Below are 17,702 nucleotides of genomic sequence, written 5' to 3'. Positions count from 1 at the left end.
GGCGGGGTGCACCATGGCCGATTCATCCAATCATAATGACAAATTACGCGATAATTTTCAAAAGGCCACGGCGGCTGCCTTGCGCGCGGTTTCCGAAAAACCACTGACCGATGTCAGTTACGGTTTGATCCCATCGCAAGACGCGTCAGGCAAAGTACGCCTGACCAATTATATCAAGGGCGAATTGCCGCCTTATTATGAATTTCTGCGCGGTGAATCGGATTCCGCCGCATCGCGCCTGCGATTCCATAATCATAAATTGCACACGCATTTACAGCCGCAGACATACCAAGCGCGGGAATTGTTCGATGCGTTCGAATATGTGCGCGGCGAAGCGATGGCCGCCAGCGAATATAAGGGCGTGCGGCACAATATACAGCAACGATACGATCAATTTATCCGCAAAGATGCGTCGACCGACAACCCGCCATTATACCGTTTATTCCAAATGCTCGCCTGGCAAGCGCTCGATGGCAACGAAGAAATCAATGCGCAAATGGCGCAGGCGATTCATCCCGAATTGCCGCAAATTTTGCACAAAAATAGAAAATCATTATTGATCAGCCTGCCCGACCAGCAAAAATTCGCGGCTGTTCTGCGCGATATGCTGCATCAATTGGGATTAGAAAAAGACCATACCGACGAGGCCGAGGAAGAAGACAATATTAAAGGCGAAAATGACGAAGAATCCCAAGAAAACTCGCCCCAATCCGCCGAAGCGCAGCACGAACAAGAACAAACCGAAGGCCAGCAACCTTCGCCATCCGATGATATGGGTGCCAGCGAGGCCCAAGAAAGCGAACAACAAACCCAGCAAACCGATGCCAATTCCAAAGCGTTGAATTCCTTACCGCTAAGCCGGTATTGGGAAACCGAAGGCCAGTTTCAGTACAAAGCCTTTACCACCGAATATGATGAAATTATCAATGCCGAAAATTTGTGCACACCCCAGGAATTGCCGTTGCTACGCGCCAGTTTGGATCAATATCTGTCTTATATCCCGCCCATCGTCACTCGCCTCGCCAATAAATTGCAGCGGCGCTTATTGGCGCAGCAAATGCGCAGTTGGACCTATGACCAAGAAGAAGGGGTTTTGGACCCCACCCGCTTGCCGCGTTTAATTATGAATCCGATTGCGCAAAATTATCATATGCGGGAACGGCAAACCGATTTCAATGATACGGTCGTCACCTTATTGCTCGACAATTCTGGATCGATGCGCGGTCGGCCCATTATTCTTGCTGCGCTATCGGCGGATATTCTGGCGCGCACGTTGGAACGATGCGGCGTAAAGGTGGAAATTTTGGGCTTTACCACCAAATCCTGGAAAGGCGGCCAGCCTTATGAAAAATGGATTAGCGCTGGAAAGCCGGGATCGCCCGGCCGGTTGAATGATTTGCGGCATATTATTTACAAAGGCGCAGATGCTAGTTATCGCCGAACCAAGCAAAATTTGGGCGTGATGTTGAAAGAAGGGTTATTAAAAGAAAATATAGACGGCGAGGCATTGTTATGGGCGCATGGCCGTCTGATCGCACGGCGCGAGAGCCGCAAAATTCTGATGGTGATTTCCGACGGCGCACCGGTGGATGATTTAACCACATCCGCGAATGGCGGCATTTATTTGGAACAACATTTGCGCGGCGTGATCCAATGGATCGAATCCAAATCGCCGGTGGAATTGGTCGCCATCGGCATCGGCCACGATGTAACGCGGTATTATCAAAACGCGGTAACGATTGGCGATGTAGAACAATTAGGCCCAGTCATGCTGGGCCAGTTGGGTAAATTGTTTGAGTAAATTAAACGCGCGCTACTCGTCCGCCCATTACATGAACTAGCAATGCAGTTGTTAAACTTTCCCCATTATTGACATGCTCTAATACCGTAGTATTAGGTCCGCCCAACTGTGGATTCACTTTTGTTTTAACATCAGCAAATAAAATTACAGGAACAGGCCCCATTTCTCCACGTGTTTCAGCACGAATGGTACCCCAATCTTGGTCAACAGTAGTTATATTCGCATTATCTACCACCACCATATCCGGAGTAAATTTCAAGCCGCGCAATCCTAAACTCGATCGAACACAATGAAGCTCTAAATCTGCTCCTTCCCCTTGCAAAGCATTTACTGCATGTCCAACAATCGCTTGTTGAACAGGAAATTGGCCTACATAGACAACGTGCAGTATTTCTCCTAATCCTTTGGTCATCTTAACCCTCCAATTTTAATTTTGCCGTAATTTATCCTATAAAGAAACAAAAATCAAGCGCTTATTTCGTCCCGAAAATGCGGTCTCCGGCATCGCCTAAACCCGGCACAATATAGGCATTTTCGTTCAAATGCGTGTCTAGGGAAGCGGTATAAACCGGCACTTTGGGATGAGCGGCTTGGAATACGGTTACGCCTTCGGGTGCGGCGACCAGGGATAGGAATCTGATATCTTCGTCCTTGATCCCATGTTTATTCAGCACATCGACCGCATAGATCGCGGAATAACCGGTTGCCAGCATCGGATCGCAAACAAAAAATGGCCGCGCTGCTTCGATGGGCAATTTAATATAATATTCGACCGGTTTTTTGGTGTCATGATCGCGGTAAATGCCGATATGACCTTCGCGTGCTTGCGGCATTAATTCGCGCAAACCTTCGGCCATGCCTAAACCCGCGCGCAGCACCGAAATAATCGCCATATCCTGTCCCGCCAAAACCGGCGCCTGCATCGGCGCTAGCGGCGTTTTAATCGATTGCGTGGTCATTGGAATATTGCGGGTGATTTCATATCCCATCAACAAGGATATTTCGCGCAACATCTGGCGGAACGTCACGCTGGACGTTTCCACATCGCGCATATGCGACAATTTATGTTGCACTAGCGGATGATCGACAATGTGCAAATTTGGAAAACGCGGATCTTGTTTCATTTAAGCGGCCTGTATGGAATTTTGATTTTGCAACCATTCGCGTTTGGTTGCCTCGTACCTGTTTTCGCGGATTGAAGCGCGAACTTCGGTCAGCAAATAATTCATAAAAGCGATATTATGTAAAGCCAAAAGTTGCAAACCCAATATTTCCTTGGCTTTTAGCAGGTGATGAATATAGGCGCGGGAATAACAGGATGCTTCGGATTCAATCGTTTCATCGATCGGTCGCGGATCGTCGCGAAACTGGGCGTTGAATAAATTCAAACGGAAATTCGGCGCGGTTTTTGATAACGCGCCACCATGCCGCGCCAAACGTGTTGGCGAAACGCAATCGAATGTATCGATGCCAAGTCCGGCCAAATGCCAAATATCATCGACATCGCCCACGCCCAGCGCATGCACCGGTTTGTCGTTGCGTAATGGTTTGCGCGCAGCCTCGAACGTGGCCAGTAATTCCGCCTTGTCCTTGCCGAACGATCCACCAATTGCATGGCCGAAGAAATTCTGGCTGTTCAACCAATCGGCGGCATATTTGCGCAAATCGGCATGGGCGCTACCCTGGCTAACGCCATATAATGCTTGTTTGCCATCGGCGGTATCAAAGAAACGTTTTAAACCGCGTTCGCCCCAACGATGGGTACGATCGACCGAACGCGCGGTGTAATCCTTGGTTTCATAATAAGACGTGCATTCATCGAACATCACAATCAAATCCGCGCCGAATCCGCGCTGTAAATCAATCGCGCTTTCCGGCGTGATGGTGTGCAAGCTGCCATCCAAATACGACTTGAATTTCACACCCTCTTCTTCGATTTTTAAAACCGTATTGGGGCGATTTTGATTCTGGCTGCTGCCGATAATTTCACCTTTTTTGCCGCCATGCGCCAGGCTGAATACTTGAAATCCGCCCGAATCCGTTAACATCGGTCCGTCCCAACCCATAAATTTATGCAAGCCGCCATGCCGTGCAATTAATTCGTGCCCGGGTTGCAGCATCAGATGATACGTGTTGGACAAAATAATCTGCGTTTTCGCCGCGCGCATTTGTTTGGGCGATGCGATTTTGATCGCCGCCTTGGTACCGCAAAAAATAAACGCCGGCGTTTCGATAACGCCATGCGGCGTCGTCAATTTTCCAAGCCGCGCGTTCGACGACGCTTCTTGGTGAGTGATTTCAAAATTGAAATTCGGGTACTGCAATTCACACCTTTATTCAATAAAAAAGCCCGCTTGTTCCAGCGGGCCTTTTGAATTCCACGATCGCAATTAGGCCGCGGCGGCAGCGCGTTTTTTCTGTGCCGACGAAATGCGTTTTTTCAATTCCGCGCCTTCCGGTGGCAATTTCGACACCGGGGTTTTCAGCAAATATGCGTCCAAACCGCCCGCATGATCGATGGTGCGCAAAGCGCCAGTCGTTAAACGAATGCGGATCGAGCTGCCCAAAATATCGCTATACAGCCATTTATTTTGCAAATTTGGCATGAAGCGGTGCTTGGTTTTGGTGTTCGAGTGCGAAACCCGGTTACCTACCAAAATCGATTTTCCAGTAATGCTGCAACGGCGTGTCATGATGCCTCTGCCTTTCCTCTAAATTCTTAATTCTTTTTGTTTTAAAAACGAACAGTTTGTTTACTGGATTTATCCCACAAGGTCAAGCAATTCTGCCGAAATTATGCTGGCAATTCCTAAGCCGGGTTTTAGCCAAAATCCACTGTATCAGATGCTAATATTGCATCGCACGACAGCTATCTTGTGTAATTTTATAAGTTTGATACAATAGATAGATATAAGGTTAGGTTCGTTCTTTACCTTAAAAAATCATTGAATTTTGAAATAAAATTACAATTTTGAACAGCGGAAGCAGGCACATGCAAATGTTTTGGGACATCAGTCCCACCAACTCCATACCAACCAGCAAGGACACTACCGAGTCGGTAAATAATACTGCACGCCGTCTGATGCACGCAACTTATTTATTGACCCAGGCCATTGACGAAGGTCCGTTCCCATCGGCATCAACCCGGGAATCGATTTTGCGCTGGGCTTCGGAAGAAAATGCCAGTGGTCGTTATATTGGCCGGTGCCGCGTTCTAGATATGCGCGCTATTCCGCATGTTATTCGCCCACAACATTTAGCGCCAAATTTATTCGGCAAAGTCAGCCGCGTGGTGATTAAAACGCGCAGCGAATTACACGACAGCCAACCAGTATTGACAGCCGATTCCGTAAAATTGCTTGCGAGCTGCGGCGTGAAGTTAATCGGTGTGGACATCGCCTCGCTGGATGCGCCAAATTCCGCGACACGCGAAGCGTATAAAACCGCTTTGCAATTAGGTATTTCAATTATGCTGAATCTGGCATTGGATGATGTCTCCGCCGGCGATTATGAATTAATTGCCCTGCCTGCCGATGCCGACAGTATCAAAGCCGGCACATTCCGCGATCTGGAAATTCAATACGCCAAATCGCTGACCACCCGCGCCGCTTAGTGTCTTGATCGCTGTATATTAAATGGATATAATGCATCCCATAATAATGGGGCATTTGGGTGCGGGAATATATTCAACGTCTAGGTGAAAAATCGGAACGTGGTGCGGCTGCTTGGTGGCGGTTGCATCCTTTATTGCTGATTGCATCTGGAGTTTCTTATTACTCCATCCCTCGGATTGCAACCGGCATTTTTCAATCTGTCGCCGATTGGATCGGATATCGGTTTGGTAAAAATGCCCAAGGCGAATCAACCTCGGCTGATAATCCTATTTTAAATTTTATTGCGCATAACGGATTCCGAATTCAACAAAGTCTAGGTGTATTGGCCGGATTAAATTATGCCATTTCTGGTTTTATCAAAGAAAGACCTATGGAGTCAGTGGCTGGAATTGCGGTTACTTTAGGATATGGATTGCATGCTGTAATCGAACAAAAAGCGCAACCTTACGTACCTACCATTGCCCATGATTCTTATTTTGTTACTAATAACGCCTTAACCAGAGTTGGCGATAAAGCGTTTTACGCGATGGATGTGATTGAAACTTTACTACAGACTTCCGTAGAACCTTTTTTATCTTTAGCCTACCGTGCATCGCATGACCCTTTGGGCGCAATAGAAAAATTCAAACATGAAATTTGGAATAATCCCAGACGATATGGGGTGCCACTTTTACAAACGGGATCGGTTGGCACCTTATTGGCGGGAATTATCGCATTAGATCCATTCCAAACATGCGCCGGGATTGCCCGTGTTATCGGCAATGAAAGATTGCGTCAAGCCAAAGTGGCCGAACGAGCGAAATAGAACTAGGTTTTGCTCAATCGCGGTTCGCCGAATAAATAACCTTGGCCGAAATCGATATCGTATTCCAACAGCTCCAGCAGCATATCTTCGCTTTCGATCCGTTCGATAATCAGATCGAAATTATAGCTGCTAAGCACGCGGCGATAAATGACCCAGTCGAGCGGCGGCGTGCCTTTTAACGCGGCGAGCAATACCGGCGCTTCGATTTTAATATATTTAAATTTGCAGCGGTCCAATAAATCCGCATCGATTCTGACATTGGTAACCGATGCCAGCGCCAAACCACAGCCCATTTGCGCCAACAACATCAATAATTGTTCGCGCGCGGGATTGCGTTCATCAAAGTCGCTTTGATTGACTTCGAATACCAGCCGGCTGGCGAGTTCCTGATTTTCCGACAGGAATTCCAAGAAATCTTCGAAGAAGTCCATATCGTGCAATGTGTGTTTCGACAAATTGCAGAAAAACGAACCATGAAAATTATTGATCATGGTACGGCGAAGCAATTGAATGCAGCGGAACAATAACAAATTGTCTACTGCCGCCATCATCCCGGCTTGTTCGGCAACCTGCACGAATTGTTCCGGCAATACGATGGCGCCATCTTCGTCGCGTATGCGCGACAGGCACTCAAAATGGCGGATTTTCCGCTGTGGCAGGCTGACGATCGGTTGAATATATAAATCCACCCGGTCTGCCTGCAGCCCGGATTCGATGATTTCCAGAATTCTTTCCGGGCTGTAATCGGTGCGGATAATCGGCTCTTGCGCTGGAACCGCTGCATGGCTCTTTCCGGCTTTGCTGATCTTGGTGGCAATCCCCCCGCCAACCGCGCGAGTTTTGGCCAACTGGCCGACAATGTTTTGCAAAATCTTGACTTCGGCGGCGACAGCCTCGACATCCGCTTTATGCGCGGTTTTAGCGGCTTTGCCCAAATCGCCTAATAATGATAAAATCGTTTTGTTGTTTTCTTTGTTGCTTTGCAATTCCGCTGCAACCAACCCCAATTTTTCAGCAACATCCGTTTGCTGCCGCTGCATCGTCGAAAGCCTGCTCCACAAAGCTTCTTGTTTGCGGCGCGCGATCAATAGCAAAACAGCGACCGTAATCAGGAACAAATAGGACAAAAATAACAATAAATAATTCAGGTCAATGATCATTTAGCCATTGTCGTCGAATTTACCGTCACTCTCAACCCCCACTGCCTGGGCAATGGATGTAAAGCCGTCGGCGCGTAACAATTCTGCCAGTCCTTGGTTAATATCCCGCGCAACATACGGTCCCGAATAAATCATACCGGTATAAAGCTGCACCAACGATGCGCCAGCCTTAATCTTGCGATAGGCGTCTTGGGAATTCGATACGCCGCCTACCCCAATCAATGGAACCTGACCTTTGGTGAAACGGTGGAATAGACGTAACGCTTTGGTCGACGGACGAAACAATGGCCGTCCGCTTAACCCGCCTTGTTCCGTATGCCAGGCGCTTTCCAATTGTCTTGGGCGGTCGATAGTGGTGTTGGAAATAATAATGCCATCCAGTTTTTTATTAACCGCAACTTCGGCAATATGTTCCAATTGGTCATAGGTTAAATCCGGCGCCAGTTTGAATAGAATAGGCTTTGAAGCTGCTGGATCTATGTCGCGCCGTGTTTGTTGCGCGGTATCGATCATACGCACCAACGCATCGCCTTCCTGCCAAGCGCGAAGACCGGGAGTGTTGGGAGATGAAATATTCACCGTAATATAGTCCGCCATCGGATATACGCGCCGCAAACATTGATATATGTCGCCGGTTGGATCGGGCGACTCTTTATTAATGCCAATATTGGCGCCTATGACTGCTTGCTGCGGTTTGCGCGCATGAACATGACGCAAATGCATTTCAAAGAAATCCAGCCCCTTGCCGTTGAATCCCATACGGTTGATGACGGCCCTATCCTCGATCAAACGGAAAATACGCGGCCGCGGATTACCCGGTTGCGGACGCGGCGTCACCGTTCCCATTTCCACAAATCCAAAACCGAATCGAAACATCTTGTGCCCGATTTCAGCATTCTTATCAAAACCGGCGGCAAGACCTATTGGATTCAGAAAATTAATATTCCAGACTTTTTGATGCAAGGCCGGATCATGCTCGGGCATTTGACCGATAGGAAATAACTTCAATGCCGCGATGGTTAATTCATGCGCTTGTTCAGGATCGATACGAAATAAAATATTTTGGGCAAAAAAGGAATAGGACATCGGACATATATAACCAGAGATTCTTTTGCTTATATAGGGAGTTGTATGGCCTGTCTTGCAATTTCTGATTTGCAATTTGCAAAATATCCCGTTTTCTACGACTTGCAATTTGCAAAATCAAAATGGAAAAATACATAAAATTTGATGCAATTTACATCCATAGATTGCAAATAATTATTACAAAACAAATACTTATATGTTTTTTCTAAAGTTGGCACGCGACTTGCTCCTTTACCAATACAAGTACAAATAAAAATAAAATTGGGAGGATAGGATATGGGACACGAAGTAAATTTAAAAAACGTAAAAGTGATGGCAAACGAAGCAAGCTCTCCGTTGCAGTTGGCACTTAAATTAGTCGAGGTCTTAGGCAAGGCAGAGATGGTGGTCATCCCCCGGCTACCATCTCTGGAATTACTCCAGGTGATTGCTATTGCCGGCGGCATTGAACTTGCCACCGCGCAAGAAATTTATACGGCGCTGGTCACGGCTGTTGGCTGAACAGCTAGTGACTGGCGAACTTTAAGGGCACACCCGATTGTTTTAATTGCTGTTCTATTTGTGATTTCAATTTCTCAAGGCCTTGTGGCGAATTGCTTTCCGCGCGCAAGGCCAGCGCGGGCTGGGTATTAGAAGCGCGTAAAATCCACCAGCCTTCTTCGGTCATCACGCGCACACCATCGACATCCGAAAAACGGCTTCCCGCCAACTGCAGGCGCTGGCGCACTTCGTCGATCACCTTGAACTTGCGTTCCTCGGCGCATTCAATACGCATTTCAGGGGTGTTGTAAATTTCCGGCAAGCCATCGCGCCATTCCGCCAAATCTTGCGGCAAATTTTGCAAATGCTGCATAAACCGAATCGCGGCATAAATACCGTCATCATATCCGTAATATTGATCTTTGATGAAAATATGGCCGCTCATTTCCCCCGCAAGTGGCGCGGATAATTCCGCCATTTTCGATTTAATCAGCGAATGGCCGGTTTTCCACATCACCGGCTTGCCTCCCAATTTCGCCACGGCATCGAACAAAATCTGGCTGCATTTGACATCGCCAATCACGGGCTGGCCGGGATTGCGCGCGATAATATTTTCGGCCAAAAACAATAAAATCTGATCGCCCCAAAATACGCGGCCCATATTATCAACCACGCCGATACGATCGGCATCGCCATCAAACGCAAACCCTGCGTCCAATTTCTCGCGCGTTACCACATCGATCAGTTGTTTTAAATTTTCTTCCACCGACGGATCGGGATGATGGTTTGGAAAATTACCGTCAACAATTTCATTTAATACGATATGTTTTCCCGGAAGCAATTTTACCAATTGCGGCAATACGCGGCCAGCCGCGCCATTACCTGCATCCCATGCTATTCTCAATTGTTTCTCGCTGGCAGGATAATTTGCCGCAAGGCGCGTTACATACCCATTCAATACATCGGTGGTTTCTGCTTTCCCACTGCCGGAATTGACCGGAAGATTTATTCCCGCGGCTATTTTTCCCAGCTGCTGAATTTCGGAACCGAACAACGATGTCTTGCCGATCATCATCTTAAATCCATTATGATCTTTGGGATTGTGCGATCCGGTGATCATAATGCCGCCATCTTCATTTCCATCGAAGACGGAAAAATACAGCATCGGTGTCGGGCCAAGCCCAATCAAACGCACATTGATTCCTTCCGATTTCAGTCCCGCGATTAACGGATCCAGCAAAACAGGCGTTGACAACCGCCCATCAAAACCGACATTTATTGTATAGGAATTCTTTGGCGTTTTTTGTTTCAGCAACTGTGCATAGGCAACGCCAATCCGCACCGCGTCGTCCGGAAATAAAGTTTGGTTATATACGCCGCGCACATCATATTCGCGGAAAATAACCGGATTGATTGGCTTAGGCATGTTTGGCTAATTTTTCCTGCATTTGCGGCAGGATATCCGCGCGGCCGACGGAAACATAGTGGAATCCATGTTGTTTCATTTGCGCCGGATCGAATATGTTGCGCAAATCGATCACTAACGGTTTTTTAAGCAGCGAATAAACTTTGTCCAACGCCAGATCACGGAATTCCGGCCATTCGGTCAATATCACTGCCGCATCCGCGCCCTTAATGGCGGAATAAGCATCTTCTGCCAAATCAATGAAAGGCAGCATTTCTTTCGCCGCCATCATGGCTTTGGGATCATAACAACGCAATTGGGCGCCTTTTTGATGCAGAGCATTCAAAATATCGATCGAAGCGGCATCGCGCATATCATCCGTTTCCGCCTTGAACGCCAGGCCTAAAACCGCAATGGTTTTACCGCCCAACAATCCGCCGCCACATGCCTCGGCAACTTTTTGCGCCATGGCGCGCTTGCGTTGCGTATTTGACGATATGACCGCCTCGATAATGCGCATATGCACATGATGATCCGATCCTGCGGTCGCAAGTCCTTGCGCATCTTTCGGAAAGCACGACCCGCCATAACCCGGGCCCGGATTTAAAAATTTATTGCCGATGCGCGCATCCAAACCCACGCCTTGCACCACATCGGTAATATTGGCGCCGCATTTTTCAGCCAGATCTGCGATTTCATTGATGAATGCAACTTTTGTCGCCAGCAAAGCGTTAGCCGTATATTTGATTAATTCGCTGCTTTCCAATCCAACGGCAACAACCGGCACGCTTTGTTGGACCAATACTTGATATAATCCGGTTACCTTATCCAAAGTTTTCCGGTTATCTGCGCCGATTACAATGCGTTCAGGCTTCATAAAGTCGGCAATTGCCGATCCTTCGCGCAAAAATTCTGGATTGGACGCCACGCTGAATTCCAACGATGGATTCATAGTTTTAATAATGCGCTGCACCTCGCGGCTGGTCCCCACCGGCACTGTGGATTTAGTCACTACCACCGCGCCCGATTTTAAATGCAAGGCGATATGTTCCGCCGCCGCATAAACATAAGACAGATCAACGCGTTTATTTTTGACATCGGTAGGCGTTCCAACCGCCAGCATTACAATATCGGCGTTTTTGACGCCTTGCGCCGTATCGGTGGTAAAAGAAATTTTACCGGCTTTTTTGACTTGGTCCAACAATACATCAAGCCCAGGTTCATAAATTGGAATCTCGCCAGCCAATAATTTTTGGACCTTGGTTTCGTCTTTATCGACGCAAATCACGTTGTGGCCAAACTTGGCAAAACATACCGCCGTAACAAGCCCAACATATCCCGTACCGATAATGCCTATATTCATGCCCATTTATGCCGCCATCTTACTATGTTGTGCCAATAAGCGCTGAACATCTGTTTTCATATCCGGGCGTTGCAACGCAAATGCCAAGTTCGCTTCCAAAAATCCTATCTTGCTGCCGCAATCGAAATGCTGGCCGGGAATGGTTAATGCCTCAACGGTTGTTTTACCAATATGCGCGGCAATGGCATCGGTCAATTGAATCTCCCCGCCCTGACCGGCGCGCGCCGATTCTAAAATATCGAAAATACCCGCTGGCAAAATGTAACGGCCAATCGCCCCCAAACGTGAGGGCGCATTTTTTGGATCCGGCTTTTCAACCAATTGTTCGACCGTGGTGATGTTGCCTTTCACCTGTCCCCCGACAATCCCATATCGTCCGGTCAAAGAAGCATCGACCGTCATCACGCCAATCATGCAAGATGTTTGACTGCGGTTATAATGCTCGCTGAGATATTGCAATCCTGGTTTTTCCGATTGAATCAGAATATCGGCTAAAATTACGGCAAATGGCTCGTCGCCGACCAACTTGCGCGCGCACCAAACCGCGTGGCCAAGACCCAATGGTTCCGGTTGGCGCGTATAGGCAATTTGCCCGACACCGGGCAAGGATGCCTGAATCGATTGCCAGGTCTGATGTTGGCCACGGCTTTCTAATAATGATTTTAATTCCGCGTGTTCGTCAAAATAATCTTCAATCGCGCCTTTTCCCCGGCCGGTTACAAAAATAAATTCCTCAATCCCCGCTGCCCGCGCTTCTTCAACCGCGTAATGTATTAAAGGTTTATCAACCACGGTAAGCATTTCTTTTGGCATGGATTTTGTCGCAGGGAGAAATCTTGTTCCCAATCCACCTACCGGAAAGACAGCTTTACGCAGTTTCTGTGCTTTTTGTATCATTTAATACTCAACCTTGTCGTGCAGTGCAGCAAATGCTTTTAATGCTGTAGATTAACAGATATTCGAGTGCTGCCAAGGTTTTATCCTTTTTTATTGTGCAGCGCAAATGATTCTTTGTTTTTGCAATTTAAGTAATCGTTAGCTAAATATTGCGTATAATTAAGGAGATAGAGAATGTCTCAATCATCTGCGTTGAGGGTTTACGAGCAAGTAGAGGCCGAGCCAATGTCATTATTTTCTGCCAAAGACTTTGACAACCACGAACATATTTCATTTTTTTGTGACCCGAAAACGGGTTTGAAAACCATTATTGCTATTCACAATACCAAACGTGGTCCTGCTTTGGGCGGTTGCCGCATGTGGTCTTACGCTAGCGAAGAAGAAGCGATCACCGATGCGTTACGTTTGTCCAAAGGCATGACGTACAAAGCCGCGATGGCGGACCTGCCGCTGGGCGGCGGCAAATCGGTTATCATCGGAGATTCAAATAAAGATAAAAGCGCCGCGTTGTTCGAGAAAATGGGCGAATGCGTCCAATCGTTGAACGGTCAATATATTATCGCCGAAGATGTCGGCGTTACCACCGACGATGTCGCGCATATGGCCAAGAAAACCAAATATGCCGTTGGTCTTGCCAAGAAGTCGGGCGACCCATCGCCAGTCACCGCTTATGGTGTCTACAAAGGATTAAAGGCTGCGATGCGTACGCGGCTTGGCCACGAAAATGTGCGCGATGTAAAATTCGCCCTGCAAGGCGTTGGCCACGTAGGAATGGAAATTCTGAAACTGCTGTTTGAAGACGGCCTCCTGGCCCGCAACGGCCAGCAAGTTTATATCTGCGACATCAATGAATCTTATGTGAAAAAAGCCGTCGACAATTACGGCGTCATTCCGGTACCAACCGATAAAATTTACGATCAAAATGTGGATGTGTTTGTACCTTGTGCCTTAGGCGCCATTATTAACGATCGCACCATTCCTCGCCTTAAAGCATCCATCGTAGCCGGTTGCGCCAATAACCAATTGGCGGAAAATCGTCATGGTTCGATATTGCGGGAAAGAAATATTCTATACGCGCCGGATTATGTAATTAATGCCGGTGGTCTGATTAACGTTTATCATGAGTTGAACGATCAACCGCATTATAACCGCCAAAAAGCGTTGGATCATGTGCTTGGCATTTACGATACGCTGCAAGAAGTGTTCGAAATGTCCCAAAAACAGAGCATGCCAACCAACCAAGCAGCCGACATGATCGCTGAGAAACGCTTCAAACAACCGCCATCCGGCGGCGGTTTGGCGGCAGCCTAATCGAACATAAAAATAACAAAAAAGCCCACATTTCGCGGGCTTTTTTTATTTCCAGTATTCTATTTCTGATCCGCGGTTTTCATATGCATACGGGTGAAATTTTCAAGGCCGATCAGTTTAATCTGCATTAGCATCGTTTCAATATGGTCGACATGACCTTCTTCTTCGTGCAGCAATTCTTCGAATAATTCCGACGATACGTAATCGCCGATATCTTCGCAATATTGTGCCGATTTACGGTACATATGCACGGCTTGCAATTCCAACTTCAAATCGTTCTCTAAAATTTCTTTAACATTTTTACCGATCAGCAATTTGTCAAACTCGCCAACATTGGGCGTGCCTTCCAAAAATAAAATGCGCGCCATCAGCTTATCGACATGGCCGCGTTCGTCGACAATTTCCGCGGCTTCGAAATCAGCCAGCTTGGCCACGCCCCAATTACGCAATAAATGCGAGTGCATTAGATATTGTTGAATCGCGGTGATTTCCGATTTCAACGCCTGGTTTAACAACGCCAATACTTTTTTATCGCCTTTCATGAAATCCTCCGTAATTAGGTTTGGTCAAAGATAACCCTATAATCGCCAATGTCAATCGTTGGCGATTTTTTCCTCACTTAAATTCAACAAAGTGGCGTTACCGCCAGAAGCCGTTAGATCTACAGTCACTGTTTTTTCAAATGCAAAACGGTGCAAATAATTTGGACCGCCGGCTTTTGGACCAGTACCGGATAAACCCATACCACCGAATGGCTGACTGCCGACAACCGCGCCGATCATATTGCGGTTCACGTACACATTGCCGGCCTGCACGCGGTTGGTAATAAAATCGATGGTTTCTTGAATACGGCTGTGTACGCCGAAAGTCAGACCAAATCCGGTGTTATTGATGTCATCGCAGATCCTGCCCAGATCCTCGGATTTGTAACGAATCAAATGCAGGAACGGACCGAAATATTCGCGGTCCAATTGGCTGATCGAATCCAACTTCACCACCGTTGGGGCAAAGAAACTGCCATTTTTGCAGTCGGCAGGCAGTTCCGCGGTAAATAACACGCGGCCTTGTTGTTGAAACTGATCGCGGTGCGCGCGCAAACTATCGCAGGCTTCTTTATCGATTTGCGGACCAATATCGGTGTTAAAATTGGCCGGGTTGCCAATCACCAATTCTTTGGATGCGCCAATCAGCATATTTAAAATTTTGTCATAAGTATCGTCTTGCAGATATAAAACCCGCAAAGCGGAGCAACGCTGGCCGGCCGACTGGAAAGAAGATGTTATTACATCATTGACGACTTGTTCCGGCAAAGCCGAAGAATCGACAATCATGGCGTTTTGTCCGCCAGTTTCGGCAATAAATGGAACAATCGCGCCGTGATTTCGTTCTGACAAAGACTTATTGATCAATCGCGCTGTATCTGTCCCGCCAGTAAAGGCAACGCCGTCAATCAGCGCGCTGCCGGTTAGAGCCGCGCCAATAGTTTCACCTGGCCCTGGAATCAAATGCAGCACATCCGCGGGTATGCCGGATTGATGCAGCAATTCGGCCGCCAATGCCGCAATCAACGGCGTCTGTTCCGCAGGCTTTGCAATAACGCAATTACCGGCAACCAAGGCCGCCGTAATCTGACCCAGGAAAATCGCGAGCGGAAAGTTCCACGGGCTGATGCAAACAAACACCCCGCGCCCATGCAGCGATAATTGATTCGATTCACCCGTCGGACCCAGCAATGGGCGCGGCGTGAATTCGCGTTTGGCATTGGCCGCGTAATAATAACAGAAATCGACCGCTTCACGCACCTCACCTAATGCATCGTTCCAAGTTTTGCCGCCTTCGGCAATTAACAACGTCATCAATTTATCGCGATTCTGTTCCAATTTGCGCGCCATGACTTCCAGACAAGCGGCGCGTTTTTCTACCGGTGTTGCGCCCCAAGACGCACAGGCGCGTTTCGCCGCCTGCAATGCCTGACGCACATGATCCAACGACGCGTTGGAACAATACCCGACAATATCGTCGTTGTTCGCCGGATTAACAATCGGCGATGATGGCGCGGTCAGTAATTTCTGGCCGGATACGATTGGTCCCGCATAGTATTTCTCCGCGCGGAATTTCTGCATCGCGGTTTGAAACTGCACAACATTTTGCGGATTGCTTAGATCGAGTCCCATGGAATTCTCCCGCTCGGGTTGCAATAAATCTTTTGGCAACGGAATGCGTGGGTGTTTTTTGACTTCCAGCGATTCCACATAACTCACCGGATCATGGGCCAAATCCTGCACCGCGACCGATTTATCGACGATTTTATAAACAAACGACGTATTGGCGCCATTTTCCAGCAAGCGCCGCACCAAATACGCCAGCAAATCTTCATGGCTGCCGACGGGCGCATAAACACGGCAGTTTTTCTTGTAATGCGGGCCGCAAACTTCGCCATATAATTCATCCGCCATGCCATGCAGGCGTTGAAATTCGAAATCACGATTGCCAGCCAATTCCAAAATCGCCGATACGGTATAGGCATTGTGCGTGCCAAATTGCGGGTAAAAAACACCATCGCCGCAGCCCAGAATTTTCCGCGCGCAAGCAAGATAGGACATATCGGTCGTGGCTTTGCGCGTGAACACTTCGTACGCCGGCAATCCGCGTTCTTGGCTTCGTTTTACCTCGGCATCCCAATAAGCGCCTTTGACCAGGCGCAACATCATCAACCGGTCATTGCGGCGCGATAATTCCGCCAGCCAGTCGATCGCGGAATAAGCGCGTTTCGAATAGGCTTGCAATGCCAAGCCAAATCCGTACCAACCTTGCAATTCGCGGCTGGAAAAAGCGCGCTCGATGACATCGAACGATAAATCCAGGCGCTCCGATTCTTCGGCATCGATGCATAAATTAATATTATGTCTTTTGGCGGCGGAACATAATTCGACCAATTTTTCAGTCATTTCCCGCAGCACGCGTGTGCGTTGGGTAAATTCATAGCGTGGATGCAACGCCGATAATTTGACCGAAATACCAGGCCCAGCAATCGGCCCACGACCTTTGGCAGCCGCGCCCACCGCCTCGATCCCGCGGCGATAGGCATCGAAATAACGTTCTGCATCTTTCGCGGTTTTTGCGGCCTCGCCCAGCATGTCATACGAATAACGATACATGCGGTTATCGCCGATTTCGGCGCGGTGCAACGCCTCGGCAATGGTTTCACCCATTACGAATTGCTGGCCCATCACCTGCATCACTTGTTCGACCGCCGCGCGAATGACGGGCTCGCCCAATCGCGCTACCGCATGGCCCAGCGCGGAAATCATTGGCGCGGTGGTTTTACGCAAATTGACAACGCGCCCTGTCAGCAACAAACCCCAGCTGGAAGCGTTGACAAAAAACGATTCGCTTTTCCCGGTATATGATCCCCAATCGCCGCTGCCGATTTTATCGCGAATCAATTTATCGCGTGTTTTGGCGTCGGGAATGCGCAGCAATGCCTCGGCCAGGCACATCAAGGCAATACCTTCGCCGGTCGACAATTGATAGGTTTGCAAGAACGCGCCAAGGCCGGTCCGTTCCGAAGCTTTTTGCCGGACGACTTCGATCAAATCGACCGTGCGGGATTTTATTTTTTCTAAAGATGCAGCATCGAATTTGGCATGCGGCAATAATTGACGCACTACTGTCTCTTCGTCCGCGCGATAATAACCAAGCATCTTTTGACGCAACGGATCGTTAAAGATCGAATCGTAATTTTCAATCTTGAACGATGTGGCCATACGGCATTACTCG

Annotated in this window: 16 protein-coding genes; 5 read left to right on the top strand and 11 right to left on the bottom strand. The window is 48.1% G+C overall.

Annotated elements, in window-relative coordinates; genetic code table 11:
- Positions 1–13: 13 nt before the first annotated feature.
- Positions 14–1,801 carry a cobaltochelatase subunit CobT gene (locus EYC62_08395; protein ID TAH32746.1) on the top strand — a complete coding sequence of 596 codons (1,788 nt, stop codon included), beginning with the start codon at positions 14–16 and terminating at the stop codon, positions 1,799–1,801.
- Position 1,802: 1 nt separating this feature from the next.
- Here the strand turns inward: EYC62_08395 and EYC62_08390 are convergent, their stop codons facing one another.
- The 4 genes from EYC62_08390 to EYC62_08375 form a co-directional block, all read right to left on the bottom strand.
- The gene (locus tag EYC62_08390) at positions 1,803–2,213 is read right to left on the bottom strand and encodes a hypothetical protein (GenBank protein ID TAH32745.1); all 411 of its coding nucleotides are present in this window, start codon (positions 2,211–2,213) and stop codon (positions 1,803–1,805) included.
- A gap of 61 nt (positions 2,214–2,274) precedes the next feature.
- Complete coding sequence (locus EYC62_08385) at positions 2,275–2,925, bottom strand: uracil phosphoribosyltransferase (GenBank protein TAH32744.1); 651 nt, start codon at positions 2,923–2,925, stop codon at positions 2,275–2,277.
- Positions 2,926–4,125, bottom strand: coding sequence for a tRNA guanosine(34) transglycosylase Tgt (locus EYC62_08380; protein TAH32743.1), 1,200 nt, complete (start codon positions 4,123–4,125; stop codon positions 2,926–2,928).
- Positions 4,126–4,191: 66 nt separating this feature from the next.
- Positions 4,192–4,494, bottom strand: coding sequence for a 50S ribosomal protein L28 (locus EYC62_08375; GenBank protein ID TAH32742.1), 303 nt, complete (start codon positions 4,492–4,494; stop codon positions 4,192–4,194).
- Between the two features lie 299 nt (positions 4,495–4,793).
- On the opposite strand from EYC62_08375, the gene EYC62_08370 reads away from it, so the two are divergent.
- Together EYC62_08370 and EYC62_08365 are read left to right on the top strand one after the other, a co-directional pair.
- The gene (locus EYC62_08370) at positions 4,794–5,414 is read left to right on the top strand and encodes a hypothetical protein (GenBank protein ID TAH32741.1); all 621 of its coding nucleotides are present in this window, start codon (positions 4,794–4,796) and stop codon (positions 5,412–5,414) included.
- 59 nt (positions 5,415–5,473) lie between these two features.
- Positions 5,474–6,220: a hypothetical protein gene (locus EYC62_08365; GenBank protein ID TAH32740.1), complete on the top strand. Its 747-nt coding sequence runs from the start codon at positions 5,474–5,476 to the stop codon at positions 6,218–6,220.
- A gap of 2 nt (positions 6,221–6,222) precedes the next feature.
- Here the strand turns inward: EYC62_08365 and EYC62_08360 are convergent, their stop codons facing one another.
- A complete protein-coding gene (locus EYC62_08360; GenBank protein ID TAH32739.1) occupies positions 6,223–7,380 on the bottom strand; it encodes an EAL domain-containing protein in 1,158 nt (385 codons plus the stop codon).
- Complete coding sequence (locus EYC62_08355; protein ID TAH32738.1) at positions 7,381–8,466, bottom strand: quinone-dependent dihydroorotate dehydrogenase; 1,086 nt, start codon at positions 8,464–8,466, stop codon at positions 7,381–7,383.
- Positions 8,467–8,742: 276 nt separating this feature from the next.
- On the opposite strand from EYC62_08355, the gene EYC62_08350 reads away from it, so the two are divergent.
- Positions 8,743–8,967 (top strand): hypothetical protein, encoded by a 225-nt coding sequence (locus EYC62_08350; GenBank protein ID TAH32737.1) that lies wholly within the window; start codon positions 8,743–8,745, stop codon positions 8,965–8,967.
- Positions 8,968–8,971: 4 nt separating this feature from the next.
- Here EYC62_08350 and EYC62_08345 read toward each other — a convergent pair whose 3' ends face one another.
- From EYC62_08345 to EYC62_08335, 3 genes are read right to left on the bottom strand one after another with little or no spacing between them, the layout of a single operon-like run.
- Complete coding sequence (locus tag EYC62_08345; GenBank protein ID TAH32736.1) at positions 8,972–10,372, bottom strand: phosphomannomutase/phosphoglucomutase; 1,401 nt, start codon at positions 10,370–10,372, stop codon at positions 8,972–8,974.
- Positions 10,365–11,714 (bottom strand): UDP-glucose/GDP-mannose dehydrogenase family protein, encoded by a 1,350-nt coding sequence (locus tag EYC62_08340; protein TAH32846.1) that lies wholly within the window; start codon positions 11,712–11,714, stop codon positions 10,365–10,367. Before EYC62_08340 ends, EYC62_08345 begins: the two co-directional genes overlap by 8 nt.
- 6 nt (positions 11,715–11,720) lie before the next feature.
- Positions 11,721–12,611 carry a UTP--glucose-1-phosphate uridylyltransferase gene (locus tag EYC62_08335; protein ID TAH32735.1) on the bottom strand — a complete coding sequence of 297 codons (891 nt, stop codon included), beginning with the start codon at positions 12,609–12,611 and terminating at the stop codon, positions 11,721–11,723.
- 225 nt (positions 12,612–12,836) lie between these two features.
- On the opposite strand from EYC62_08335, the gene EYC62_08330 reads away from it, so the two are divergent.
- On the top strand, positions 12,837–13,922 hold the full coding sequence (locus tag EYC62_08330) for a Glu/Leu/Phe/Val dehydrogenase (protein TAH32845.1): 1,086 nt from the start codon (positions 12,837–12,839) through the stop codon (positions 13,920–13,922).
- Between the two features lie 59 nt (positions 13,923–13,981).
- Here the strand turns inward: EYC62_08330 and bfr are convergent, their stop codons facing one another.
- Together bfr and putA are read right to left on the bottom strand one after the other, a co-directional pair.
- On the bottom strand, positions 13,982–14,464 hold the full coding sequence (gene bfr / locus EYC62_08325; protein ID TAH32734.1) for a bacterioferritin: 483 nt from the start codon (positions 14,462–14,464) through the stop codon (positions 13,982–13,984).
- Between the two features lie 51 nt (positions 14,465–14,515).
- Positions 14,516–17,689: a bifunctional proline dehydrogenase/L-glutamate gamma-semialdehyde dehydrogenase PutA gene (gene putA / locus EYC62_08320; protein TAH32733.1), complete on the bottom strand. Its 3,174-nt coding sequence runs from the start codon at positions 17,687–17,689 to the stop codon at positions 14,516–14,518.
- Positions 17,690–17,702 lie beyond the last annotated feature (13 nt).

The organism is Alphaproteobacteria bacterium, assembly GCA_004295055.1.
Lineage (GTDB): Bacteria > Pseudomonadota > Alphaproteobacteria > SHNJ01 > SHNJ01 > SHNJ01.
Note: the sequence above shows the minus strand (reverse complement) of the source record. Positions and strands in the feature narration are given on the sequence as shown.